The organism is Comamonas endophytica, from assembly GCF_023634805.2.
Lineage (GTDB): Bacteria > Pseudomonadota > Gammaproteobacteria > Burkholderiales > Burkholderiaceae_C > Comamonas > Comamonas endophytica.
Map to the genome: position 1 here is coordinate 518,984 of NZ_CP106881.1, position 25,755 is coordinate 544,738.

A 25,755-nucleotide genomic window follows, 5' to 3' on the forward strand; every position below is an offset into this window, starting at 1 on the left:
CGCCCGGGCATGCCCCACTGTTTCCAGGAATCCGCCCCCATGAAAAACACCGCTTCCTTCCAGAGCAGCGAGCTGACCCAGGTGCTGTGGTCGTTTCGCCGCGAATTCGTGATGGTTGGTCTGTTCAGCATGCTGGCCAATCTGCTGCTGCTGGCGCCCACGCTGTACATGCTGCAGGTCTTCGACCGCGTGATGGTCAGCCGCAACGAGCTGACGCTGCTGCTGATGTCGCTGATCACGCTGTTCCTGTTCCTGGTGCTGGCGTTTTCCGAATGGATGCGCTCCAAGGTGCTGGTGCGCAGCGGCGTGCGCCTGGACAACCTGCTCGGCGCGCGCATCTTCGAGGCCAGCTTCGAGGCCCGCCTGGGCCGGCGCGGCGACACCGCGCCGCGCGCTTTTGGCGACCTGCTGCAGCTGCGCCAGTTCCTCACCGGCAACGGCATCTTCGCGCTGTTCGATGCGCCCTGGACGCCGATCTACCTCGCGGTGCTGTTCTTCCTGCACCCCTTCCTTGGCGGCATCGCGCTGTGCTTTGCGCTGGCCCAGGCAGCGCTGGTCTGGTTCGGGCATCGCAGGACCGTGGCGCCGGCGCAGGCCGCCAGCGAGTCGGCCGCGGAAGCCCGCGCCTACGTGCAGGGCAAGCTGCGCCATGTCGAGGTGCTGGAGCCCATGGGCATGGTGCACAACCTGCGCCCGCAGTGGGCCGCGCGCCACGAGAGGTCGCTGCAGCTGCAGGGCGCGGCGCAGGCGCTCACGCACCGCATCACGGCCTGGAGCAAGTTCATCCGCTATTCGCAGCAGTCCCTGGGCCTGGGCGCGGGCGCGCTGCTGGTGCTCCACCACCAGCTGTCGCCGGGCGAGATGATTGCCGCCAACGTGCTGATGACGCGCACGCTCGCGCCCATCGACCAGCTGGTGGGCAGCTGGCGCGGCTTCATCAGCGCGCGCGCCGCATTCACGCGCCTGGAGGGCCTGCTGCGCGCGCACCCGGCGCGCGACCCGCGGCTGCAGCGCACGGCGCCCATGGGCATGGTCGAGCTGCGCGGTCTCGTGGCCCAAGCGCCGGGCCGCCCGTGGCCGGTGCTGCAGGGCGTGAACCTGGCGCTGCAGCCGGGAACCGTGACCGCGATCCTCGGCCCGTCGGGCTCGGGCAAGTCGACGCTGGCGCGCTGCATCATCGGCGTATGGCCGCAGGCCGAGGGCGAGGTGCTGCTCGACGGCCGGCCGCTGCATGGCTGGAACCGCGCCGAACTGGGCCCCCATCTGGGCTATCTGCCCCAGGACATCGAGCTGTTCGAAGGGACCATCGCCGAGAACATCGCGCGCTTTGGCGACATCGACCCGCAGCAGGTGATTGCCGCCACGCGCAGCGCCGGGCTGCACGAGATGATCCTGCGCATGCCGCAGGGCTACGAAACGCCGGTGGGCGAGGCCGGCGCGCTGCTGTCGGGCGGGCAGCGCCAGCGCATTGCGCTGGCGCGCGCGCTCTACGGCCGCCCGCAGTTGGTGGTGCTGGACGAGCCCAACGCCAACCTCGACGACGCCGGCGAAGCCGCGCTGGTGCGCGCCGTGCAGGAGCTGCGCGAACAGGGCAGCACGGTGGTGCTGGTGACCCACCGGCCCGGCATCCTGGCGGTTGCCGACCGCGTGGTGACGCTGCGCCACGGCTGCATCGAACGCGAGGCGCCCTGCGAGGCGACACGCGATGCGACGCGCGATGCGACGCGCCAGACGGCATGCGACATGCCCGCGGCCAGCGCGCGCCCCGCCCAACTGCTGACGCTCTGAAGCCATTTCTCTCACTTCTTGCCACCCTGCCATGAACCCTTCCCTTTCCACCCCCCACCCTGCCCCCGCCCCGGCAGCCGGCGCTGCGGCCGCGGACGCCGGCCGCATCGGACGCATCGGCCTCCTGACCCTGGCGCTGGGCTTCGGCGGCTTCCTGCTGTGGGCCGCGTTCGCGCCGCTCGACGAGGGCGTGCCCAGCGCCGGCATGGTGGCCATCGATACCAAGCGCAAGGCGGTGCAGCATCTGAGCGGGGGCATCATCGAGAAGGTCGTGGTGCGCGAGGGCGACCGGGTGCACGCCGGACAGCTGCTGATCCGGCTCGACAGCGCGCTGGCACGCGCCAACCACGAGGCGTCGCGCCAGCGCTACCTGGGCCTGCGCGCCATGCAGGCGCGCCTCACCGCCGAGCATCTGGGCGCGCAGAGCCTGGTCTTCCACGACGACCTGCAGGCCGCGGCGGCGGACCCGTTGATCCGCCAGCAGATGCACACCCAGGAACAGCTTTTCGATACGCGCCGCCAGCTGCTGCGCTCGGACCTGCAGTCGATCGAGGAAAGCATCCAGGGCCAGCGCGGCATGTACGAGGCCTATGTGCGCATGCTGCGCAGCCGCCAGTCCCAGCAGGAGTCGCTGGACACCGAGCTGAACAGCCTGCGCGGGCTGGTGGCCGAAGGCTATGCGCCGCGCAACCGCCAGCATGAGCTCGAGCGCCTGGTGGCCGACGCGCACAGCGGCATGGCCGACCTGCTGGGCAACACGGTGCGCGCGCAGCGCAGCATGGCCGAGCTGCGCCAGCGCGCGTTCTCGCGCCAGCAGGAGCAGCGCCGCGAGGTTCAGACCCAGCTGGCCGAAGTCGAACGCGAGGTGCTGGCCGAGCAGGAAAAGCTCAAGGCCCTGGCCGACGAGCTGGGGCGCATGGACATCAAGTCGCCCGCCGACGGCCAGGTCGTGGGCCTGGCCGCGCAGACCGTGGGCGGCGTGGTGCAGCCCGGAGAGAAACTGATGGACATCGTGCCGCTCAACGCGCCGCTGCTGCTGGAATCCCAGGTCGCGCCGCACCTGATCGACCGCGTGCACGCCGAACTGCCGGTCGATGTGCGCTTCTCCTCCTTTGCCCATTCGCCGCAGCTGGTCGTCGAGGGCCGGGTCCAGTCGGTCTCGTCGGACCTGCTCACCGATGCGCAGACGCTGGCCAGCTACTACCTGGCGCGCGTCGAGGTCACCCCCGAGGGCCTGCAGCGCCTGGGCAAGCGCCAGCTGCAGCCGGGCATGCCGGTGGAGGTGGTCTTCAAGACCGGCGAACGCTCGCTGCTGACCTATCTGCTGCATCCACTGACCAAGCGCATTGCCGCTTCCCTGACCGAAGAGTGATCCCATGCCCGTCCCTACCCTGCGCGCCTGCGCACTGCTTGCCGCGGGCCTGGCTGCGCCGGCCCTCGCCCTGGCGCTGGATCTGCGCCAGGCCTACGAGGCCGCCGTTGCGCATGACGCCTCGATCCGCGCGGCGCGCGCCCAGGCCGATGCCCAACGCGAGCGCCTGCCCCAGGCGCTGTCCCAGCGCCTTCCGCAGGTCGCGCTCAACGCCACCCGCAACCACAACGACCTCACCACCCGTTCCACGGATCCGCTGGGCCAGCCCCGGCGCTGGAACAACGACTACTACAGCGGCAGCCAGGCGCTGAGCCTGCGCCAGCCGCTGTACCGCCCCGGCGTTTCGGCGCAGATCGCGCAGGCGCGGGCCCAGGTCGAGGACAGCAACGCGCTGCTCGAGCGCGACGAACAGTCGCTGGTCGTGCGCGTGGGCGAGGCCTATTTCGATGCGCTGCTGGCGCGCGATCAGGTGGCGCTGCTGCAGGTGCAGAAAGCCAGCCACCTGTCGCAGCTGGACGCGGCGCGCAAGAGCTTTGCGGCCGGCGCCGGTGCGCGCACCGACATCGACGAGGTGCAGTCGCGCCTGGACATGACGCTGGCCCAGGAGCTGGAAGTGGCGCAGCATGTCGAATTCACCCAGCGCCGGCTGGAGGTGCTGACGGGACAAGGCGCGGCGGTACTTGCCGGCCTCGACGTGCAGCGCTTTGCGCCCGCGCCGCCCCAGCCCGCCCGGCTCGAGGACTGGATCGCGCGCGCCGAGGCCGCCAGTCCCGAGCTGCAGGCGCTGCGCGCGCAGCGCGAGGCCGCCCAGCTGGAAGTGCGCAAGGCCGAGGCCGGGCATCTGCCCACGCTCGATGCGGTGGCGCAGTGGTCGCGCAGCCAGAGCGACAGCGTGACCAGCATCCATTCGCGCCATGCGCACCGGTCGGTGGGCCTGCAGCTCAACGTTCCGCTGTATGCGGGCGGCGTCGTGAGCTCGCAGGTGCGCCAGGCGCTGGCCTCCGAGGAGCGCGCGCGCGAGGCGCTGGAAGCCGCGCGCCGCGAGCTGGGCGTACGCGTGCACCAGGAATTCCGCGCCATGACCGAAGGCGTGCTGCGCGTGCGCGCCCTGGAGCAGGCCGTGCGCTCGGCGCAGCAGGCGCTGCATTCGAACCAGAAGTCGCTGCAGGCCGGCACCCGCACGACGCTGGACGTGCTGCAGGCCGAGCAGCAGCACATGGCGGCGCTGCGCGATCTGGCGCAGGCGAGATACCGGTACCTGATGGGGCAGCTGAATCTCAGGAGCCTGGTGGGGGAGGACCGGGCGGGGAATGTGGCGGGGGTGAACGGGTGGCTGGTGCGGTGAGGGAGAGGGAGCGCGATAACCCGAGGTCAGGCCCTTCATCCTTCGACGGGCCAGGACGAACGGTTTTGGTCGTTCGTCCGGAGCTTGTCGAAGGATGAACGTCCGAACCACAAGTGAAGCCCCATCGGCACCGTTGCGGGCGTGGCAAACCCGGCGAATTCAGCTCCCAGGCTCCAAAACCAATTCATGCTCCCACCGCCCCCACTCCCTGCGCAGCGGCCGGTATTCCCCCCTGGCCCACGCATCGCGCATGTCCGCATAGCGCGGCGAGAACACATTGCCGCTTTGCCCGGTCTGGAAGATGAAGCGCGAGTTCTCCGGGTCGGCCAGATCGAAGAGCGCGCGCAATGACGCCGCATGCCGGTTGGCGAAGCCACCGCCGCCCTCGCCCGCGTTGTACTGCCCGACATTGACCGTATAGCCGTCGCCCGCGGAAGGCACCTGCACGCTGAAGAAGCGCGCCAGCGCCGGCACGCTGCCCAGCGGCCGGTGGCGGCTTTCGGCCATGTGCGCGCGGCCCCAGCGCCACCGCGCGGGCTGCGCGCCGTGGGCCGCCTGCAAGTGGTCCAGCGCGCGCTCCAGCGCCAGTGCCGACTGGCCGGCGCAGCCATGTGGCGCGCACCACCACGCGTCGCCGCGCGCGAGAATGCCTTCGACGGCGGCGCGGAAATCGCGCTTGCCATAGGTCGCGGCAAAACGCGCGCGGCCGATGCGCGGCTCGATCAGGCCGCGCGCCAGTTCGTCGGCCCAGGCGGCAAAGACCAGCGGTGCCGCCTGATCGGCCGCCATGCGGCCATCGAAGTCCTGCAGCAGCTGCGCCACCTGCGCGGCCAGGGGGTGATCGGCCTGGGCGCTGGCCGCGCGCAGCGCCGGCAGCAGCCGCTGCGTGGCCAGCGAAGTCACATCGTTCTGGATCGCGGCCATGCTCCCCATGTCATGCAGCGCGCGCGCCTCGAGCAGCTGCCCGATGCGCTCGTAGCGATAGGGCAGCGCCCAGTCCTGGGTCAGGAAATGCGGGTAGCCCGGCGCCGTCACGCGCTGGTTGGCCGTGGCCACCCAGCCGCGCGCGCCGCCATCCTCCTGCGGCGCCTGCTCGGGCATGAGCCAGCCCTGCCAGTCGTAGCGTGCCTCCCAGCCCGGCGCGGGCGCCACGCCGCGCAGATCGTTGCCGGGGTGGCGCACCGGCACCCGGCCCGCCGCCTTGAAGGCGATGGCGCCATCGGCATCGGCCATGACGATGCTCTGCATGGGTGCGTGGTAATGGCGAAAGGCCTGCTGCAGTTCGGCCACCGACTGCGCCTGGTTGGCCAGCAGGCCGGCCAGCACGGTCTGGTTGTCGTCATCGAGCGCGGTCCAGCGCAGCGCCAGCACGTGTTTCGACAGGTCCAGCACCTCGCCGTGGCTGGCCTGCGCGTCGCTGAGCACCGGGCCATGGCGCGTGGCGCGCAGCTGCAGCTTCAGATCGGGCCGGCCCTTGATGCGGATCGTCTCCTCGCGCAGCGCAAACGGCGCCCAGCCGTCGGGCGTGCGGTACAACGCCGGATCTTGGGCATGGATCTGTTCGAGGTACAGGTCCTGCACGTCCGGGTTGGTGTTGGTGAACCCCCAGGCCACGCGCGCGGTGCGGCCCAGCACCACGAAGGGCATGCCCGGGAGCGTGGCGCCGATGGCATCGATCGCGGCGATGGGCGTGCCGTCGCCGGCCTGGCCCGCGGGCGCCTGCAGATGGGCGTAATACCAGATCGCCGGCACGCTCAGTCCCAGGTGCGGGTCGTTGGCGAGCAGCGGCTTGCCACTGGCGCTGCGCGTGCCGGCAACCACCCAGTTGTTGCTGCCCTTGCCGTCGTTGCTGCCGGCCTGCCAGGCCAGTGCCTGGGCCCATTCGCTGCGCGCGTGGCCCGTCAGCCCTGCGAGCCCTGGTGCATCTGCGGGGGCGGCCGCCTGCGGTGCCGCGTCCTGCGCATACACGCCCAGCCCGTGGTACAGCGCCGCCAGATCGGTGCCCGATGCCGGCGGCTCGCCCGGATAGGGCGGCATCAGCTGCCACAGCCGTTCGGTGGACAGACCCTGCAGCAGCGACAGGCGCGCGAACTCGTTGCCCCAGTTGCCGCCCAGATCCAGTGCCATCATCAGTGCCCAGCCCACGCTGTCTTCGGGCGACCATGCCGGGCCGGGCTGCCCGCCCTCGTGCCCCGGCTCCACGCCCAGCAGCAGGAATTCCGGCGTCAGCGCCTGCGGGCGCCGCATGTGGAAGGCCGCGATGCCGGCGCTGTAGGCCTGCAGCGCCTCGCGCGCCTGCGCCGGCAGGCCCGCGTACTGGCGCCGGGCCGCGCCGCGGATATCGAGCGCGCGCATCAGCTTGTCGGTCTCGAGCGTCGCCGGGCCCAGCACCTCGGACAGCGTGCCATGCATCACGCGGCGGTTGAACTCGAGCTGCCAGCCGCGCTCCTGCGCATGCACATAGCCCACCGCATGCCACAGGTCCTGCGGCGACTGCGCCGCGACATGCGTCACGTCGGCCGCATCGCGGCGCACCTGCACCGGCTGCGAAAGGCCATGCACGGAAAGCCGGCCATCGAGCTGCGCCTGGGTGCGTATCGCATAGCCCGCCAGCGCCGCGCCCGCCAGCAGCATGATTCCCGTCAGCGCTGCCGCGCCCCCTCCCAGCACCCGTCCCCACATGGCCGTCTCCTGTCGTGATGCACGCGGCTGCCCACCGCGGTTGTTCTCATGTGGCGCACAATGCGGGGTTTGCCGTACCCTTTTCATTGCACGCCGTATGTGGCCCTTCGACTTCTTCAAAAAAATCAGCCGCGACCCGGAAGTGGGCCAGACACGCGGCGACTATATAGGCTGCTACCTGCTGGGCACCGAAACGCCGGGGCTGCATGACGCCAGCTACCACTCGCTGGCCACGACGCGCGCGGCGCTGCTGGACGATGCGCGCAGTTTTCTGCAGGGTTTCTTGCAGGAGCATCCACAGCTGCCCGACTCCGAACGCGAGGAACTGCAGTCCTTGCTGGACGATCTTGAAACGCGTGTGGACGCGCATCTTGCCGGAGATACGCGCAAGCCCCTGGCAGTGCAAGGCGGCACCCATCTTTTCCTCAGACCCGGCATGCGCGCGCGCAAAAAGGAACAGGGCCGCTACCTGGAGTAGCGGCCCCGCCGGGCAGGCCCTTTCGGGCATCAGCCGATGGATGGCCCATTGGCAAAGGTCGTTTCTGCCGCAAGCCATGGCCCCGGCAGTGCCCGCCTGCGCAAGCAGGCTCCCTGGATTTACTTGCCGTCGCGGTCCGAATCGCCGGGAACGGCGCGTTCCACGCGGTCGCTCAGGCGGTCCCAGGCATCGCGCGCTGCGGGACGTGCACGGTCCCAGTCGGCCGTGGAGGTGCCGCGGGCAGTGCCCCAGTCGCGGCTCAGATCGCCCTCGACTTCGTCGAAGGAACGGCCCTGGTACTTGGAGTAGGAGTCCACGCCATAGCGGTAGGCGGGGCCCAGTTCGTCATAGCTGGAACCGCTGGCATATGGACGGCTCGAGTAGTTGTCGCGCCAGTAGGCATCTTCGGCCACGGGGTCGGCATCCGCCACGCCCTTGCCGGCCAGCGCGCCCACGGCTGCACCGGCCAGGGCACCTACGGCAGCGCCCACGGGACCAGTCATCCCACCGATGGCGGCACCTGCAGCCGCGCCACCAGCGACACCACCGGCCACGCCGCCCAGAACGGCACCTGCACCCGTCGCTGTCTTTTCCTTGTCGTTCATCGCCATAGTCGTTCTCCAGAAAGTGGTTGGGAACCCTGACGATAGGGTCTCTACCCAGGCCATCCTGACGGACGATGACTACACGGCGCGTGGGACAGGCGCATGCCGGCCTGTCCCGGATTTCAGTGCAGATGGCCCCAGTAGATCAGGGCATCGCGCCCTTCCACGGAGAGCGAAACCTTGGCGCCCACGGGCAGCAGCACCTTGGTGGCGACATGGCCGAAAGGCAGGTTCGTGAGCACCGGCGCCTGGATCTGCGTGCGCAGCCAGTCGACGACGCTTTGCAGCTTGTAGCCCTTGTCTTGCGGCGTGACCCTCCAGCCGGTGAACTGCCCGAGCACCACCGCCTGCTGGCGGGCCAGCACGCCGGCGTGCAGCAGTTGGCTCAGCATGCGCTCGATGCGGTACGGGTGCTCGCCCACGTCTTCGAGAAACAGGATGCCGTCCCTGATGTCCGGCAGGTAGGGCGTGCCGACCAGCGACGCGAGCATGGCCAGGTTGCCGCCCCACAGCGTCGCGTCCTGCAGGTAGACCTCGGGCACGGCCGGCGTGCCATCGGCGCGCGGCTTTTCCTTGGGCATGCGCCAGCCGCTGCCCTCGCCCTGGCCCGACAGCAGGTCGTCGAAGCAATCGAGCATGATGTCGTCGATGCCTTGCGCCTCGCCGAAGTCGGCGCCCACCGAGGGGCCGGCCCAGCTCACGGCGCCGGTGCGCGCCAGCAGCGCGCTCTGGAACGCGGTGAAGTCGCTCAGGCCGACGAACTTGGTGCCGCCGTCGATGGCCTTGGCCACGGCCGCATAGTCGATGCGCGGCAGCAGGCGGCTCATGCCATAGCCGCCGCGCGAGATCAGCGCCACATCGGCACCGCTGGCGGCCGCGCGGTGCAAGGCAGCCAGGCGCGTGGCATCGTCGCCCGCGAAGCGCGTGTCGCGCGCCAGCGCATCGGCATCGATCTCGACTTCATGGCCCATCGCGCGCAGCCGCGCGATACCGCGCTTGAAGGCCGGCTTGTCGATGACCGCGCTGGAGGGCGAGTAGACATAGATATGGCGCGGTCCCGAACTGTGGTCATGCGCACAGCAGGCGCCGTCGGCGTCGTGCACATGGGCATGTGCATGCGCGTGATCGCAGCAGCTGCCGTCGGCGTCGTGGACATGGTCGGCGTGGGAATGGGGGACAGCGGGTTTTGAGGACAAGGCGTTCAGGCTGGCGGTGCAGCCTGCTCCGGTAAGACATGGGTCAGGGGCTTTACCCTGGGAGCGCCTTCACCTGAGGTAGGGCCGCCCACCCTTCGACAGGCTCAGGGCGAACGTATTGCACCGTTTGCCTGAGCCTGCCCAAAGGTGCCGCCCCCAACAAGGAGAAGCCGCTCTAAGATGCCCCGAAGTATTCCACAGCCTGCAAGGCCACGCCCGCTCCGGGTTCGACCAGTTCCTCATCGGACAGCAGGCGCGGCGGCGGGCAGCCACGGATGCCTTCCACGAGCATCTGCATCTCCTTCATGCCGCGCCTGCGCGCAAAGGCCAGCATCCGGCCCTGCCATTGGTCGCGCCAGAACATGCGCGTTGCCCGCGCCAATGCCGGATCCGGGGCGTTCATCGCGGCGAAGGCACGCAGCGCCGCGCGATGGCCGGCATCGGGAAAGGGTGCGGCGTAGGCGGGGCCCTGGGCCGGACTGCGGACGCCGGACTGCGCATCCAGCCAGGTATCGAGCAGCAGCGCCCCCGCAAAGCGTTCAGGCGCCGCCATCGGCAGCGTCAGCCCCAGCGGCCCGGCCCCGCCCTGCAGCACCAGCACGCAGCGCTGTGCATCGGCTTGCTCCAGCAGGTCCAGCAGAATGCGGCGATGGTTTTCCAGCGTGTGAAAAGCGGGCTTCTTGGGCTTGTCGCTCCTGCCGAAGCCGATCAGATCCGGCGCCAGCACCCGGTGGCCCGCGGCCAGGAAGACCGGCAGCAGATGGCGCCACCCGTAGCTCCAGCCCGCGGTGTCATGCAGGCACAGCCAGGTCAGCGGCGCAGCGCGCGGGCCTTCGTCGACATAGTGCAGCCGCAATCCCTGCAGGCTGGGCCAGTCGCTGGCGTAATGCGGCACCCAGGGATAGCCGGGCAGCTCGGCAAAAGCCGCGTCGCGCGTGCGCAGCGCATCGTCGCGCAGCGGATGGGCGGCGCGCGCCGCGGCCTGGTTTTCGCGTCGGCGCTGCTGGAAGAAGCCGGCCAGCAGCGCGCTGCACTCCCCGGCCAGCACGCCGCGCACGATCCGCGTGTGGTGGTTGAGACGGGTCTCCGCAAACAGATCGAGCACCGACCCCGCGGCGCCGGTCTTGGGTTCGGCCGCGCCATACACCACGCGCGCCACGCGCGCATGCAGCGCCGCGCCGCTGCACATCGCGCAGGGCTCGAGCGTCACATACAGCGTGCAGCCGTCGAGCCGGTAATTGCCCAGCTGCCGCGCGGCGTCGCGCAGCGCCATGATCTCGGCATGGGCCGTCGGGTCGTGCGAGGCCACGGGCGCATTGCGGCCGCGGCCGAGGACGATGCCGTCCCTGACCACCACCGCGCCCACCGGCACCTCGCCCGCCGCGCCCGCGGCCTGCGCCTCGGCCAGCGCGGCGCGCATGCCCGCTTCATCACTGTGCAATTCCATGCATTCCTTCCTGCTCGCTCGCGCCGCGGGAAAGCGGCTGGGCCGATCGTAATGCACGGCGCCTGTTACATCGAGCGGCCGCGCCAGCGCTGCCCGGCAGCCGCGCTCGCGGCCCGCTCCAGAGCTGCCTTTTTTTTAAGCACTGCGTCAGAGCCCAATGCCGGCGCGGGTTTCCCGGGTTCACCGGGCAGTTGTCCACAGCTCCGTCCACACACCGCGGGGATAAAAACCCGAAAAATAAAAGCCTCCTTCTGTAAATAAACACATACCCTTGCGGTGGTATAGCAACACGCAAAAAAGCCAGCCGGCAGTCACTGCCAGCTGGCTTCATTCAGGCGCGCGCCGGCTCAGAACTTCACGTTGGCCGTCAGCCAGAGCGTGCGTCCCGCCGGCGTGGTGCCGGCGATGGAGGAGCCGCCCTGGAAATACTCGTTGACATACGCGGACGACGGGGTGCCACCGACGGTAGTGTTGATCAGGCGGTACCTGCGGAAATCCTTGTCCAGCAGATTGAACACATTGGCGCTGAGCGTCACGCTCTTCGACAGCGCGTAGCTGCCGCCCAGGTGCAGCAGGCCATAGGACTTGGTGTGCTCGCCCAGTGCGTCGTAGATCGCGCGGTTGGCGGCGCTGAGCGTCTCGGGCAGCGCATTGAAGCGCGGGCTCTGGCCGCGGTATTCGCCGCGCAGCCACAGGCGCCACTGGGCGTTGGGGTTCCAGTCCACCTGGGCGGTGGCGATGTGCTTGGCGGTGAAGGCCAGCTGGCCGGTCTTCACGCCGCCCTCGATCACCTCGCTGTCGGTCCAGGTGTAGCCAACGCGCACGCTCCAGTCGCGCGCCAGCTGGGCGCGGGAGCTCAGCTCCAGGCCCCAGGTCTTGGCCTGGTCGACGTTGATGCTGTAGTCGGCCGCCGGATTGAAGACGCAGCTGGAGATGGCCTGGTCGGCGCAGTTGCCGCCGCTGGCGATCTTGTCCTTGACGCGGTTGTAGAACAGCGTACCCGAGGCGGTCACGCCCGTGAGGCTGTCGAACAGCGCCGAGATTTCGGTGTTGGTGCTGACTTCGGGCTTGAGATGGGGGTTGCCGATGTTGATCACCGAGCCCTGGCCGGACACGCCGCTGACGCCGTCGATCAGCTGGTTCAGGCGCGGCGCGCGAAAGCCCCGGCTCACGCCGCCCTTGAAGGTCCACTGCGAGCTGGCATCCCAGACCAGGTAGGCACGCGGGCTGACCTGGCCGCCAAACGCGTCGTGGTGGTCGTAGCGGCCGCCCAGCGTGGCCGTCAGGTCCTCGCGCAGGCGCCACTCGTCCTCGGCGAACAGCGACCACATGGTCTGGCCGTGGCGGTCCGGCAGCAGGCCGTCGGTGAGCTTGGCATCCCACCACTGGCCGCCCAAGGTGAGCAGATGGGCATCGCCGATGGGCGCGATCAGCTTGGAATCCAGCACCACGTTGGTCGTGCTGAGCTCGCGCGCGGTGCCGATGCGCGGGTCGCGGGCCGGCACGGCCGCGCCGGGAATGGTGCGGCCCAGGGTTTCGGTCTCGGTGCGCATCAGGCTGGATTCCAGCCGGCCGAAGCCCAGGTGCGCGTTGTGGCCGATGGCGATCTGCTCGCGGTTGAAGCGCAGCGTGTCGGCATAGCCCGGCGGGTTGCGCGGCGCCAGCGCATCGCGGTTGCCCAGGCGGCCGTCCGAGTTGTCGTAGCGCGTGCGGCCCTGCTCCACATCGAGCCACAGGTCGTGCCCGCGTGCGGGGGCCAGCGTCAGGCGTGCGCCGATATTGTGCTGGCGGGTATCGGCCGGCGCGGGGTTGCGTGCTCCTGCAGGCTGGGCCGCGCCGGGAGCGAGCACCCAGTCCGAGGCCTCGCGGTCGTAGATGCTGCCGCGCACGGCCAGGCCCAATACGTCGTTCTTCAGCGGGCCGCTGAGGTAGAAATTCGCGCGGCCCTGGTTGCCCCATTCGCTGTCCTGCGGAATGCCGGCCGAGACGCTGACTTCGCCGCCCCACTCCCTGGCCACCTTGCGCGTGATGATGTTCACCACGCCGCCCATCGCGTCCGAGCCGTAGAGCGTGGACATGGGGCCGCGGATGACCTCGATGCGCTCGATGGCCGACACCGGCGGCATGAAGCTGTTGAGTGCCGCGCCGTAGCCGTTGGGCGTGACGTCGCCGGCGACGTTCTGGCGCCGGCCGTCGATGAGGATCAGCGTGTAGTCGCTGGGCATGCCGCGGATGCTGATGTCCAGGCCGCCGGTCTTGCCCGTGCCGCCCATCACATCGATGCCTTCGACGCCCTGCAGCGCCTCGGCGAGATCGCGGTAGTTCTTCGTTTCCAGCTCCTTGCGCGTCACCACGGAGATGGAGGCAGGCGCCTGCTTGAGTTCCTGCTCGAAACCCGAGGCGGAAACCACCACTTCGGACAATGCGGCGCTGGGCGCAGAGGCGGTCTGGGCATTGGCGGCGGCGCAGGCGGCGGCCAGCAGGGTCAACAGACCGGGTTGCAAGAGGGTGCGGCAGGAACGGACAGGCATGACGTCTCCTCGCCGGCAAGGGCGCCGGCGATGTCGGGATGGAAGAAGGGATGGGGGTTGCCGAAGCGCAGCCGGTGAAGCACGGCCGCGTGGCATATACCGCCCCTGTGTCATGTGTCTTTGTGTGAGGGCGAGCCCGAAAATGATAGGCGATCGCATTCTCAATGCGGTTCTGGCCTACAAAATATGTGGCAAAAAACCCACGATCACAAGCCCGCAATGCGTGAAGCGATGCGTTGCCACCCTTGCGGCGCAACCTTGCACGGCCAGGTGAATTTCAGCCGCAGTCGCACGCAACCTGTTTAGAATTTGCGGGTGGGAATTGTTCTTATTCCCACGCCGGACGCACAAACAGACCAACATTCGTCCGCATCCCAGCCCTCGAACGCGGCATGACATGCCAGCGGGGCGCCTTCTTCCTCGACCTGAGATTCACATGAAATTCTGGAAAAAAGCCCTGTGCGCGAGCGCAGTCGGCGTGGCCACGCTGGCCCAGGCCCAACCCGCGCCGCAGGCGGTCACCGTCTATTCGTCGCGCATCGAGAACCTGCTCAAGCCCACGCTCGACCAGTACACGCAGCAGACCGGCGTCAAGATCAACCTGCTGACGGACCGCGGCGGCTCGCTGTCCGAGCGCCTGGCGGCCGAAGGCAAGAGCTCGCCCGCCGACGTGCTGATCACCGTGGACATGGGCAACCTGCACAACGCCGCCGAACGCGGCCTGCTGCGCAGGATCGACTCGCCGATGCTCAACGCCAATGTGCCGGCCAACTTCCGCGACCCGGGCAACCGCTGGTGGGGCCTGTCGCAGCGCGAGCGCACGATCTTCTACGCGGCCGACCGCGTCAAGCCCGCGCAGCTGAGCACCTACGAGGACCTGGCCGACCCGAAGTGGAAGGGCAAGCTGTGCCTGCGTACCTCCAAGCAGACCTACACCCAGTCGCTGGTGGCGATGATGATCGCCAAGCATGGCGTGCAGCAGGCCGAGGCCATCACGCGCGGCTGGGTGAACAACCTGGCGGGCGACGTGTTCACCAACGACAACAGCCTGCTCAAGGCGATCGCCGCGGGCCAGTGCGACGTGGGCATCGCCAACACCTATTACTACGGCCGCATCCTGTCGCGCGAGCCCGAGTTCGGCCAGGGCGTGAAGCTGTTCTGGGCCAACCAGGGAGCGAACCAGGGCGGCGCGCACGTCAACCTGTCGGGCGCGGGCGTCACCACCCATGCCAAGAATCCCGAGGGCGCGCGCAAGCTGCTCGAGTGGCTGTCGTCCGAAGGCGTGCAGACGGCCTACACCCACGGCACCTTCGAGAGCCCGATCAACACCCGGGCCAAGGCCGACCCGATCGTGCAGGCCTGGGGCAAGTTCACGCCAAGCCCGCTGAACGCCGCGGACATCGGCTCACGCCAGGCCGAAGCCATCCGCCTGCTGGACCGCGTCGGCTACCGCTGATCGAGGTCGCTGACCCTTGTCTTTTGCAGACTCCACCGCGCCGGCCCATCGCTGGCGCGGTTTCCTTTTGGCGCTGCCGATCGCGCTGCTGACCCTGGTGCCGCTGGCCGCCGTGCTCGGCCTCGCGCTCGCGCCCCAGCCCGACATCTGGCAACACCTGTGGCAATACGTGCTGCCGCGCGTGCTGGCCAATACCGCCTTGCTGCTGGTGCTCGTCGGCGCCGTGGTGCTGGCCGTGGGCGTGCCGCTGGCCTGGCTCACGGCGCTGTGCGAATTCCCCGGGCGGCGCTTCTTTTCCTGGGCACTGATGCTGCCGCTGGCGATCCCCGCCTATGTGCTGGCCTTCGTGCAGATGGGCCTGTTCGAATACGCCGGCCCGGTGCAGGCGCTGCTGCGCGATGCGTTCGGCAGCAGCCGCTGGTTCCCCGATATCCGCGGCAGCCTCTGGGGGCTGGTGCTGGTGCTGGTTCTGGCCTTCTATCCCTATGTCTACCTGCTCGCGCGCAGCGCCTTCCTGACCCAGGGCCGGCGCTGCATGGAGGCGGCGCAGGCGCTGGGGCTGAGCCCCCTGGCAGCATTCTTAAAGGTCGCGCTGCCGCTGGCCCGGCCGTGGATTGGCGCAGGGCTGGCGCTGGTGCTGATGGAGGTGCTGGCCGACTTCGGCGCGATTGCCGTCTTCAACTACGACACCTTCACCACCGCGCTCTACAAGTCGTGGTTCGACCTGCACAACATGGCGGCCGCGGCGCAGCTCGCCAGCCTGCTGGTGCTGGTCGTGCTGCTGCTGGTGGCGGCCGAGCAGCGCGCGCGCGGCGCGCAGCGCTTCCATGCATCGCCCGCACGCCAGCAGCGCATGGCGCTGCGCGGCGCGGCGCGCTGGGCCGCCAGTGCCGTCTGCCTGCTGGTGTTTGCCGCGGCCTTTGCGGTGCCGATGCTGCAGATCGTGCTGTGGGCGCTGTCGGTATGGCGCACGGATCTGAACGCCGATTACTGGGGCTACGCGCGCAACACGCTTTTGCTCGGGCTCGTCACGGCGGGCGTGGCCACTGCGCTGTCCGTGGTGCTGGCATGGGTGCGCCGGCACCATGCCGACGCGCTCACGCGCTGGACGGTGCGGCTGGCGGTGCTGGGCTACGCGCTGCCCGGCGTGGTGCTGGCCGTCGGTGTGTTCGTGCCCATTGCCTGGCTCGATGCGCTGCTGTTGGCGTGGCTGGCGCCCTGGGGCGTCGATTCGCTGGGCGTTCTCAAGGGAAGTCTCGCGGCCATGCTGCTGGCGCTGACTGCGCGCTTCCTGGCCGTGGCATTCCACTCCACCGACAGCGCGATGCAGCGCATCACGCGCAGCCAGGAGGATGCCTGCGCCTCGCTGGGCCTCAGCCCATGGCAGACGCTGCGCCGGCTGCACCTGCCGCTGCTGCGCACCGGCCTGCTGTCGGCCTTTTTGCTGGTCATGGTCGATGTGATGAAGGAAATGCCGATCACGCTGATGACGCGCCAGTTCGGCTGGGACACGCTGGCGGTGCGCGTGTTCCAGCTGACCTCCGAGTCGCTGTGGGACCAGGCGGCGCTGCCGGCGCTGGCCATCGTGCTGGTGGGCATCCTGCCCGTGGTGCTGCTGATGCGGCAGACCGACCGATGAAAGCGAGATCCGAGATGCTGGAAGTCAACAACGTTTCACTGGGCTATGGCGACACCACGGTGGTGCACGATGTGAGCCTGCCCCTGGCCCGCGGCGAGATCGGTTGCCTGCTCGGCGCCTCGGGCTGCGGCAAGACCACCTTGCTGCGCGCGATCGCCGGCTTCGAGCCGGTGCGCGCGGGCCGCATTGCGCTGCAGGGCCAGGAGGTGTCCACGCCGGGCCATTGCCTGCCGCCGCAGCGCCGCGACATCGGCATGGTGTTCCAGGAGCATGCGCTGTTTCCGCACCACGATGTGGCGGGCAACGTGGCTTTCGGGCTGCACCGCCTGCCGGCTGGAGAACGCCCGGCGCGCGTGGCCGAGATGCTGGAACTCGTGGGCCTGCAGGGCATGCAGAAACGCTGGCCGCACGAGCTCTCGGGCGGCCAGCAGCAGCGCGTGGCGCTGGCACGCGCGCTGGCGCCCCGGCCGCGGCTGCTGCTGATGGACGAGCCTTTCTCCAGCCTCGACGCCAGCCTGCGCGAGAGCATCGCCCGCGAGGTGCGCGCGATCCTCAAGCAGGCGCAGGCCACGGCGCTGATGGTGACGCACGACCAGCACGAAGCCTTTGCCATGGCCGATCATATCGGCGTGATGGCGCGCGGGCGGCTGATGCAATGGGGCTCGGCCATGCAGGTCTACTGCACGCCGGCCACGCGCGAGGTCGCGCAGTTCGTCGGCGAAGGCGTGCTGCTGCCCGCCACGCGCCATGCCGGCGGCGGCTGGCAGACGGTGCTGGGCCAGTTGCCGGCCACGCTGCCGCATTATCCGAACGATGCAGGCGCCGAGGTGCTGGTGCGCCCCGAGCAGCTGGGCCTGGGCCCCGGGGGCTTGCCGGCCCGGGTGCTGGAATGCAAGTTCCGCGGCAGCCACCTGGTCTACAGCCTGCAACTGCCCTGCGGCGAGCGGCTGCTGGCGCAATCGACGCTGGCGCAGGTGCATGCGCCGGCGGAGACGGTGTTCGTTCAGCTGGCGGTCTAGAGATCGCGTGCGAGACGCAGGCCGGTGAACTGCCAGCACGCAACCGTGGGAAAGAAGTTGCGGTAACTCGGCCGCACATGCCCGGGCGGCGAGGCGCAGGAGCCGCCGCGCAGCACATACTGGTTGACCATGAACTTGCCGTTGTACTCGCCCACCGCCCCGGCCGCGGGCGCAAAGCCGGGATAGGGCGCATAGCTTGACTGGGTCCATTCCCAGACCTCGCCAGGCGCGCTGCAAAAGCCGGCATCGGCGCTTTTCATGGACGCAGGGTGCAGCCGGGCCGCCGCCTGCACGGGCACCTCGCCGGCAAATTCCAGCGCCGCGCATTCCCATTCGGCTTCGGTGGGCAGGCGTGCACCGGCCCAGCGCGCATAGGCATCGGCTTCGTAATAGGAAAGATGCACGACGGGTTGCGCGGACTGCAGTGGCTGCAGGCCATGGAGCGTGAATTCGGCCCAGCCGCCATCCTCGCTGCGCTGCCAGTACAGCGGCGCGGTGCGGCCGCGCGACTGCAGCCAGTCCCAGCCTTCGGCCAGCCAATGGGCCGGCTCGGCATAGGCGCCACTGTCGACGAAGGCCTGGTATTCGGCGTTGCTCACGGGGCGCGAGGCGATCTCGCAACCGTTCAGGTAGACGCGGTGCCGCGGCGTTTCGTTGTCGAAGGCAAAGCCCTCGCCCGCGTGGCCGATTGCGCGCAGGCCCGGGGCCAGCGGCAGCCAGCGCAGCGCTGCAAGTGCCGGCGCGTCTTGCATGGCTGCGCCGGCGTAGGCCGCCTCGGCAGAGGCCGCCTCGGCATAGGCCGCCTCGGCATAGGCCGGCGCCAGCGGATTGCAGGACAGCAGATGCTTGATATCGGTCAGCAGCAGTTCCTGGTGCTGCTGCTCGTGCTGCAGCCCGAGTTCGATCAGGGCCTGCAGTTGCGCATCGAGCGGGCGCGCGAGCAGCGCCTGCATGCGCGCATCGACCTGGGTGCGGTAGTCCAGCACCTCCTGCAGCGCCGGGCGCGTGATCAGCCCGCGTTCGGCGCGCGGATGGCGCGCGCCCACGCCCTGGTAGTAGGAGTTGTAGAGCACGCGGAACGCCGGGTGGAAAGGCGCGAAGCCCGGCTCGTGCGGCTCGAGCACGAAGGTCTCGAAGAACCAGGTGGTGTGCGCCAGATGCCACTTGGCGGGGCTGGCATCGGGCATCGACTGCACGCAGCAATCCTCGGCCGACAGCGGCGCGGCCAGCGCCCGGGTGGCGCGGCGCACATCCGCGTATGCCTGCGCGAGGCGCGAAAGGATCTGGGGCGCCGCCCCCGGGTCTTCAGGCCTGAGCATGGATCACGGCAAACCAGTCGTTGTCGTCCGTCCAGGCGCGCGCGGTCTTGAAACCGGCCTGGGTGAGCATCTGCATGAACAGCGGCAGCGGGTATTTGTAGCTGTTCTCGGTATGGATGCGCTCGCCCGCGGCAAACGTCCGTTCGCCGCCGGGCCAGCGCACCTGCAGCGCCTCGCGCGCCTGCAGATGCATCTCGATGCGCGAACGCGCATGGTTGAAGAAGGCCACATGCTCCCATTGCGACGTATCGAAGTCGCTGCCCAGCAGCCGGTTCACATGGCGCAGCGCGTTGACATTGAACTCGGCCGTGACGCCCTGCGCATCGTCATAGGCCGCTTCCAGCACCGCGGTGGCCTTGGGCAGGTCGATGCCGATCAGCAAACCGCCGCCCTGGCCCGCCAGCGCGCGCATCTGGCGCAGCAGGGTCATCGCGCCGCTGGGGTTGAAGTTGCCGATCGAGGAGCCCGGATAGAACACCAGCCGCCCGCCGGGCGCGACCTGCGCGGGCAGCGTCACCGGTGCGGTGATGTCGGTGCCGACGGCGCAGACCTCCAGGCCGGGGAATTCCTGCGCCAGCTGATCGACCGCGCCCTGCACGAAATCCCCGGCGATATCGACACCGACAAAGCACCTGGGTTGCAGCGCGGGCAGCAGCAGCCGCACCTTCTCGCAGTTGCCCGCGCCCAGCTCGATCAGGCTGGTGACGGGCCCCACGCTTTGCGCGATCTCGGCGCCGCGCTCGATCAGCAGCGCCTTCTCGGTGCGCGTGGGGTAGTACTCGGGCAGGCGCGTGATGGCCTCGAACAGCTCGCAGCCGCGCTGGTCGTAGAAGTACTTGGCGGAGATGCGCGCCGGCGTGCGTGCCAGCTCCTGTGCAATGGCCGCGCGTTCGTCCAGTGCCTCGGGCGTGCCCGCGGGGTCTGGCAGGTTCGGCACCAGGCGGAGCGCGGGCTTGGACTGGGCTGCCGGGGCAAGGGCCTCGGCAGCGGCGGGAGCAACGGAGAGCAGCATGGTGCGCGACCTTCTCGAGATGACGGCAAACGCGCTGCGGCAAGGCTTTGCGGCGCCAGCCCGCAGCGCAGGATTGCCTCCAGCCTAGCCATGCAAGCCTGACCTACGGGTAGGACAGAAACGCGTGTCATGAACCGGGGGCGCGATTGACCCGCCCGGGCGTTGGAGCCATCATCGGCTCCAGGCCTCGGGGCACCCTGCCCGGCCGCGGACAAATTTCTTCGCTGGAGGCTGCCATGAGCGAACGATTGACTGCCGGGGACATCTGCACGCGCGAGGTGGCGATCGCCTTTCGCCATACCGACCTGGTGACGGCTGCCAAGTTGATGCGCGAATACCATGTGGGCGCGCTGGTGGTGGTCGATGAAACCCAGGGGCTGCGCACCGTCGCCGGCCTGCTCACCGACCGCGACATCGTGATTTCCGTGGTCGCGCCCGAGCTCGTGCCGGAAAATCTCAACGTTGGCGATGTCATGAGCGCCAAGCCCGTCACGGCCGCGGAGGATGCCTCGGTGATCGATGTGCTGCGCAGCATGCGCGCGCATGGCGTGCGGCGCATTCCGGTGGTCGGCGCGCAGCAGCTGCTGATCGGCCTGGTGACGCTGGACGACATCCTGGAGGTGCTGGTGCAGGAGCTGGACCTGCTGGCGGCCACCATCGGCCGGGGCATCGAGCGCGAGCGCATGCAGCGTGCCTGAACGGCCCGACGGCGGCGCTGGCACGGGCCATAGCAACCAACGCCATCATGGACAATCCGGGCAAAGCCACCTAACGGACAACATTGTCCGATAATGGATGCCATGAAGCCCACCGCCACCAAGCGCCCCGATGCCGCGACGCGCCGCGCGCAGCTGCTCGATGCGGCCGACGCCGTGTTCATCACCCACGGCGTCAATGCGCCGCTGGAACTCGTGGTGGAGCGCGCCGGCGTGGGCCGCGCCACGCTGTACCGGCAGTTTCCCGACCGCGACGCGATCCTGCTGGCGCTGCTCGAACGCTCGACCGAGCGGCTGCAGGAGCAGGCGCAGGCCCTGAAGGAACGCCCCGACGCGTTCTTCGCGCTGATGGCCTATCTTTCCGAGCGCATCGTGCGTTCCCCTGCACTGTCGGACTACTGGCGCAGCTCCAGCCTCAGCGATCCGCGCTTTGCCCATCTGCGCCGCCAGGTCTGGAGCACCTTCGCGCCCGCGCTCGAGCGCGCCCAGGCCCAGGGGCTGGTGCGCGCCGATGTGCAGGCGCGCGATCTGTCGCTGCTGATCGGCATGCTGGGCGCGGCGCTGCGCGGCACCAGCGATGCCGAGCGCCGGCGGCTGGCGCAGCAGGCGCTGGATGTCATCCGCCGCGGCCTGCGGCCCGACGCACAGGAGCATGCTGTCCGTGAATGAGATCGTGTACCTGCGCCGCCCCCCGGACTGGGAGGAGCATGAAAAGCCAGCGCTGCCTGGCTCGCCAGCCATGCTCTCGCATGCGCCCTGGGAGCGGGTCTTCTATGCGCTCGTGGCGATCTTGCTGGGCATCACCGGCGGACTGGGCAATGCGCTGTTCAGCGCCAACCTGCCAACCATCCAGGGGCAGATGGGTCTCACCACCAGCGAGGCGGCATGGCTCACCGGCGCCTACGTCACCTTCAGCATGACGGCCAACCTGCTGCTGTTCAAGTTCCGCCAGCAGTACGGCATGCGCCTGTTCACCGAGATCAGCCTGGGCCTGTATGCCTTGCTGTGCCTGCTGCACCTGGTGCTGGGCAGCGCGCAGAGCCTGCTGTGGCTGCGCGGCGCCAGTGGCTTTGCCGCGGCCGCCTGCACCTCGCTGGCCACGCTCTACATGCTGCAGTCGATGCCGCGCGTGTATGTGCTGAAGATGCTGGTGCTGGGCGTGGGCGTCAGCCAGCTGGCCACGCCGCTGGCCTGGCTGCTCTCGCCCAGCCTGCTCGACCATGGCCAGTGGCACAACCTCTACTGGTTCGAAGCCGGATTGGCGCTGATGTCGTTTGCCGCGGTGGTGCTGCTCAAGCTGCCGGCGGGCGCGCAGTTCAAGGCCTTCGAGAAGCGTGATTTCATCAGCATCGCGCTGCTGGTGCCGGGCATCGGCCTGCTGGTGGCGGTGCTGGTGCAGGGCACGACGCGCTGGTGGTTCGATGCGCCCGAGCTGGCCTGGATGCTGATCGGCGCCATGGCGCTGCTGTTCAGCGGCCTGTACTTCGAGCACCACCGCAGCAACCCGCTGCTGCACACGCGCTGGTTCACCCAAGGCGCCACCATCCGCTTCGTGATCGGCGCCATCGTGCTGCGTTTTCTGACCACCGAGCAAAGCTATGGCGTGGTCGGCATGCTGCGCACGCTGGGCATGGGCCCCGATCAGATGCAGCCGCTGTTCGGCGTGATCTTCGCGGGCATGCTGCTGGGCATGCTGCTGTCGGCGCTGAGCTTCGACATCGAGCACGCGGGCACGCAGCTGCTGGCGGCGCTGGTGCTGCTGGGGCTTGCGACCTGGCTGGACTTCGGCCGCACCAGCCTGGACCGGCCCGCGGACTTCTACCTGAGCCAGTTCCTGCTGGCGCTGGGCTCGGGCATCTTCATGGGCCCACTGATGCTGACGGGCGTGGTGCAGGGCCTGAAGAACGGTCCCAGCCACATGCTGACGGCAATCCTCACGATCTCCATGACCCAGTCGCTGGGCGGGCTGGCGGGCGCGGCGCTGCTGGGCACCTTCCAGGCCCAGCGCACGCAGGCCTACTCGGTGGCGCTGTCGCAGCAGATCAACCCGGCCGAGCCGCAGGTGGCGCAGCGGCTGCAGCTGCAGCAGCAGGCGCTGGCCAGCCAGATCACCGACCCCACGCTGCGCGCCGCGCAGGGCACGGCGCAGCTGGCGCAGGTGGTGCGGCGCGAGGCCCAGGTACGCGCGTGGAACGATGTGTTCCGCGTGGTCGCGCTGGTGGCGGCCGTCTATCTCGCCTGGTCGCTGTTCGAGGCCGCCCGCGCGCGCCGCGCCAGCCGGCTCGCGGCGGTGCGCAGCGCGCAGCACACGGCCGAAACCACGCCGGAGGTCGGTACCGATGGCGCGGCCGGACCTGACAACGATGACATGCCGCCCGAGCCCGAGGCGCGCGCGGGCCCTGCTCCCGTGCCTGCCACCCGCTGACTCCCACTGCTTTCGCTCCACCACAAAGATCCAACACCATGAGCGCCACGACCCCTGCTTCTCCTGCGTCTGCCCCCGCGGCCGCCCCTGCCGGCCCCTCTCCCACCCCGAAGAAGGAGCGCCCCAGCCTGCGCAGCGCGCTGCTGATGGCGGCGCTCGGCGCCGTCGGCATCGTGCTGGTGCTGCGCGCCTGGAACCTCGGGCCCTTCGAGACCAGCGACATCTCCACCGACAACGCCTATGTGCGCGGGCAGGTGACGGTACTCGCGCCCCAGGTCAATGGCTATGTGACCGAAGTGCTGGTGCGCGACTACGAGCATGTCACGGCGGGCCAGGCGCTGGTGCACATCGACACGCGCAGCTACGCCGCGGCGCTGGCCCAGGCCCAGGCGCAGCTGGCCAGCGCGCGCGCGCAGCTGGCGAACTCCGCGCAGACCCAGTCGCAGAACCAGGCCGGGCTGCAGGTGCGCCAGGCAACGCTGTCGGCCGCGCGCGCCGAGGCGGAACGCGCACGCGCCGAGCTCGAACGCGTGGAGGAACTGGCCGCGCGCGGCTCGGTCTCGCTCAACGAGCGCGACCGGGTGCGCGCCACGGCGCGGCTGGCGGCGGCCAATGTCGACAAGGCGCAGGCCGATATCGCCATCGGCCGCGAAGGCATCAAGGCCACCACGGTGAACCGCGGCGCGCTGGAAGCTGCGGTGCAGGTGGCCGAGGCCCAGCTGCGCCAGGCGCAGATCAACCTGGACAACACGACGGTGCGCGCTCCGAGCGACGGCCAGGCCAGCGAGGTTTCGGTGCGCCAGGGCCAGTATGTGGCGGCGGGCAGCCAGCTGCTGTACGTGGTGCCGCCGCAGCTGTGGGTCATGGCCAATTTCAAGGAAACCCAGACCGCGCAGGTGCGCGTCGGCCAGCCCGCGCGCTTCACCGTCGACGCGCTCGACGGCGCGTCGCTCACCGGCAAGGTGCTGGAGCTGGCCCCGGCGACGGGTTCGGAATTCAGCGTGCTCAAGGCCGACAACGCCACCGGCAACTTCACCAAGGTCGTGCAGCGCCTGCCGGTGAAGATCGCCATCGACCCGGATCAGCCGCTGGCCGCGCGCCTGCGGCCGGGCATGTCGGTGATCGCGCATGTCGATACGCGCGAGCAGGGAGCACAGCCATGAGACGCCTGCGCCCCACTGCACTGGCGTTGCTGGCGGCCACGGTACTGGCCGGCTGCGCGGCGGTGCCTCCCAGCGATACGCATCCGGCAGCGCCTGTGGTCCTGCCCGCGCAATGGAGCGTGCCGGCACCTGACTCGGCGGCGCCAGCCATTGCCAGCGACTGGTGGACGCAGCTGGGGGATCCAGAGCTCGACCGCGTGGTGGCGCAGGCGCTGGCGCAGAACAACGATCTGCAGGCAGCGCTGGCACGCGTGCGCGAAGCCCAGGCGCAGCTGGACGTGGCCGGCGCCGCCGGCCGGCCCCAGCTCAATGCCACGCTGGGCGCCCAGTCCGGGCGCAGCCTGGGTGCGCTCGGGCCCACGCACACACGCTCGGTCCAGCCCGGCCTGCAGGCCAGTTGGGAGCCCGATCTGTGGGGCCGGCTGTCGCAATTGAATCAGGCCGCGGGCGAGCGCCTGATTGCCAGCCAGGCCGACCGCGATGCGGTGGCGCTGAGCGTGGCCGCGACCACGGTGCAGGCCTATGTGGGACTGCGTTCGCTGCAGGCGCAGCAGGCCATCAGCGAAGCCACGCTGGCGGCGCGCGAGCAGGCGCTGGCGCTGGCGCTCGATCAGGTGCGCGTGGGCTATATCTCGCAGCTGCAGCAGACCCAGGCCCAGGCCGAGCTGGCGGCCGTGCAGCAGCAGGTGGAGCAGTTGAACTGGCAGATCGACAGGCAGCTGAGCACTCTGAATCTGCTGCAGGGACAAGCTGGCGGCGTGAAGCCCGCACCGGGCGTGCGCCTGCAGGACCTGCAGCTGCCTGCCGTGCCCGCAACGCTTCCTTCGCAACTGCTGGAACGACGCCCCGATATCGCGCGCGCCGCCGCGCTGCTGGCCGCCAGCGACCACCAGCTGCAGGCCCAGCGCGCCGCTTTCCTGCCCCAGGTCAATCTGAGCGCCAGCGTGGGCAGCCTGTTGGTCAATGCGCTTTCCTACGACCCGCTCACCGTGTGGAGCCTGGGCGGCAGCCTCCTGGCGCCGCTGTTCGACGCCGGCCGGCTGCAGGCCCAGTTTGACGCCGTCAGTGCCCAGCGCGACCAGGCGGCGCTGGCCTACCGCGGCGCGGTGCTTTCCGCCTTTGCCGATACCGAAAACGCGCTCACCGGCAGCGTGCGCCTGGCGCAGCAGACGCGCCACGCGGTCGAGCGCCGCGACGTGCTGCAGCGCAGCCTGGGTTTCGCGCATGACCGCTACCAGGCGGGGTATGCCAGCTACATAGAGGAGCTCGATGCACAGCGCAATCTCTATGCGGCGCAGCTGGAGGTGGTGCGGCTGCACCAGGCGGAGCTGGAGAACCGGGTGCAGTTGTACAGGGCGCTGGGGGGTGGGTGGCGGTAAGAGGGAGCGAGGTCCGGGAGGAAAACCCAAACATATGTCGGGGCGACTTCTCCTCCGTTCGTCCTGAGCTTGGCGCAGGGCATCCTGTCGAAGGATGGACGGCCTGAGCTCGGATGAGTGCGTGCTGTCTGCCATCGTGCCTCAGCCCCCATCCCAGAACCACGCCCTGAAACGTCCTTCGAC

At 69.6% G+C, this 25,755-nt stretch carries 19 protein-coding genes; 12 read left to right on the top strand and 7 right to left on the bottom strand.

The features are described from left to right. The first annotated feature begins 39 nt into the window (after positions 1-39). Genes M9799_RS02230 through M9799_RS02240 form a run of 3 tightly spaced genes read left to right on the top strand, consistent with a single transcriptional unit; the run spans position 40 to position 4,505 of the window. The gene (locus tag M9799_RS02230) at positions 40-1,788 is read left to right on the top strand and encodes a type I secretion system permease/ATPase (protein WP_231044388.1); all 1,749 of its coding nucleotides are present in this window, start codon (positions 40-42) and stop codon (positions 1,786-1,788) included. Positions 1,789-1,819: 31 nt separating this feature from the next. Beyond that, positions 1,820-3,160, top strand: a complete 1,341-nt coding sequence (locus M9799_RS02235) for an HlyD family type I secretion periplasmic adaptor subunit (protein ID WP_231044387.1) — start codon at positions 1,820-1,822, stop codon at positions 3,158-3,160. A gap of 4 nt (positions 3,161-3,164) precedes the next feature. After that, positions 3,165-4,505 carry a TolC family outer membrane protein gene (locus M9799_RS02240; protein WP_231044386.1) on the top strand — a complete coding sequence of 447 codons (1,341 nt, stop codon included), beginning with the start codon at positions 3,165-3,167 and terminating at the stop codon, positions 4,503-4,505. A gap of 159 nt (positions 4,506-4,664) precedes the next feature. Here the strand turns inward: M9799_RS02240 and M9799_RS02245 are convergent, their stop codons facing one another. After that, on the bottom strand, positions 4,665-7,187 hold the full coding sequence (locus M9799_RS02245; RefSeq protein WP_231044385.1) for a penicillin acylase family protein: 2,523 nt from the start codon (positions 7,185-7,187) through the stop codon (positions 4,665-4,667). 97 nt (positions 7,188-7,284) lie between these two features. Between M9799_RS02245 and M9799_RS02250 the strand changes: the two genes are divergently transcribed. After that, a complete protein-coding gene (locus tag M9799_RS02250) occupies positions 7,285-7,665 on the top strand; it encodes a hypothetical protein (protein WP_231044384.1) in 381 nt (126 codons plus the stop codon). 119 nt (positions 7,666-7,784) lie between these two features. Here M9799_RS02250 and M9799_RS02255 read toward each other — a convergent pair whose 3' ends face one another. The 4 genes from M9799_RS02255 to M9799_RS02270 all read right to left on the bottom strand — a co-directional run bounded on the left by M9799_RS02255 (position 7,785) and on the right by M9799_RS02270 (position 13,444). After that, positions 7,785-8,276 (bottom strand): hypothetical protein, encoded by a 492-nt coding sequence (locus tag M9799_RS02255; protein ID WP_231044383.1) that lies wholly within the window; start codon positions 8,274-8,276, stop codon positions 7,785-7,787. A gap of 116 nt (positions 8,277-8,392) precedes the next feature. Continuing rightward, on the bottom strand, positions 8,393-9,373 hold the full coding sequence (locus M9799_RS02260; protein WP_231044487.1) for an LD-carboxypeptidase: 981 nt from the start codon (positions 9,371-9,373) through the stop codon (positions 8,393-8,395). 268 nt (positions 9,374-9,641) lie between these two features. Next, a complete protein-coding gene (gene tadA, locus M9799_RS02265) occupies positions 9,642-10,913 on the bottom strand; it encodes a tRNA adenosine(34) deaminase TadA (RefSeq protein ID WP_231044382.1) in 1,272 nt (423 codons plus the stop codon). A gap of 347 nt (positions 10,914-11,260) precedes the next feature. After that, complete coding sequence (locus tag M9799_RS02270) at positions 11,261-13,444, bottom strand: TonB-dependent receptor domain-containing protein (protein WP_231044381.1); 2,184 nt, start codon at positions 13,442-13,444, stop codon at positions 11,261-11,263. A gap of 436 nt (positions 13,445-13,880) precedes the next feature. On the opposite strand from M9799_RS02270, the gene M9799_RS02275 reads away from it, so the two are divergent. Genes M9799_RS02275 through M9799_RS02285 form a run of 3 tightly spaced genes read left to right on the top strand, consistent with a single transcriptional unit; the run spans position 13,881 to position 17,558 of the window. Next, positions 13,881-14,900 carry an extracellular solute-binding protein gene (locus M9799_RS02275; protein ID WP_231044380.1) on the top strand — a complete coding sequence of 340 codons (1,020 nt, stop codon included), beginning with the start codon at positions 13,881-13,883 and terminating at the stop codon, positions 14,898-14,900. A 16-nt stretch (positions 14,901-14,916) separates the two neighbouring features. Beyond that, a complete protein-coding gene (locus M9799_RS02280; RefSeq protein ID WP_231044379.1) occupies positions 14,917-16,539 on the top strand; it encodes an ABC transporter permease in 1,623 nt (540 codons plus the stop codon). Next, on the top strand, positions 16,536-17,558 hold the full coding sequence (locus M9799_RS02285; RefSeq protein ID WP_231044378.1) for an ABC transporter ATP-binding protein: 1,023 nt from the start codon (positions 16,536-16,538) through the stop codon (positions 17,556-17,558). Before M9799_RS02280 ends, M9799_RS02285 begins: the two co-directional genes overlap by 4 nt. Here M9799_RS02285 and egtB read toward each other — a convergent pair. Together egtB and egtD are read right to left on the bottom strand one after the other, a co-directional pair. Beyond that, complete coding sequence (egtB, locus tag M9799_RS02290) at positions 17,555-18,877, bottom strand: ergothioneine biosynthesis protein EgtB (RefSeq protein WP_231044377.1); 1,323 nt, start codon at positions 18,875-18,877, stop codon at positions 17,555-17,557. The genes M9799_RS02285 and egtB overlap by 4 nt on opposite strands. After that, a complete protein-coding gene (gene egtD, locus M9799_RS02295; protein WP_231044376.1) occupies positions 18,864-19,889 on the bottom strand; it encodes an L-histidine N(alpha)-methyltransferase in 1,026 nt (341 codons plus the stop codon). Before egtD ends, egtB begins: the two co-directional genes overlap by 14 nt. A gap of 236 nt (positions 19,890-20,125) precedes the next feature. Here egtD and M9799_RS02300 point away from each other — a divergent pair, with 236 nt between their 5' ends. The 5 genes from M9799_RS02300 to M9799_RS02320 all read left to right on the top strand — a co-directional run bounded on the left by M9799_RS02300 (position 20,126) and on the right by M9799_RS02320 (position 25,572). After that, positions 20,126-20,587 carry a CBS domain-containing protein gene (locus tag M9799_RS02300; protein WP_231044375.1) on the top strand — a complete coding sequence of 154 codons (462 nt, stop codon included), beginning with the start codon at positions 20,126-20,128 and terminating at the stop codon, positions 20,585-20,587. A 102-nt stretch (positions 20,588-20,689) separates the two neighbouring features. Next, positions 20,690-21,274, top strand: coding sequence for a TetR/AcrR family transcriptional regulator (locus M9799_RS02305; RefSeq protein ID WP_231044374.1), 585 nt, complete (start codon positions 20,690-20,692; stop codon positions 21,272-21,274). Further along, a complete protein-coding gene (locus M9799_RS02310) occupies positions 21,258-23,030 on the top strand; it encodes an MFS transporter (protein WP_231044373.1) in 1,773 nt (590 codons plus the stop codon). The genes M9799_RS02305 and M9799_RS02310 overlap by 17 nt, the downstream gene beginning before the upstream one ends. A gap of 38 nt (positions 23,031-23,068) precedes the next feature. Continuing rightward, positions 23,069-24,193, top strand: coding sequence for an HlyD family secretion protein (locus tag M9799_RS02315; RefSeq protein ID WP_231044372.1), 1,125 nt, complete (start codon positions 23,069-23,071; stop codon positions 24,191-24,193). Then, positions 24,190-25,572: an efflux transporter outer membrane subunit gene (locus M9799_RS02320; RefSeq protein WP_231044371.1), complete on the top strand. Its 1,383-nt coding sequence runs from the start codon at positions 24,190-24,192 to the stop codon at positions 25,570-25,572. Before M9799_RS02315 ends, M9799_RS02320 begins: the two co-directional genes overlap by 4 nt. The last annotated feature ends 183 nt before the right edge of the window (positions 25,573-25,755 follow it).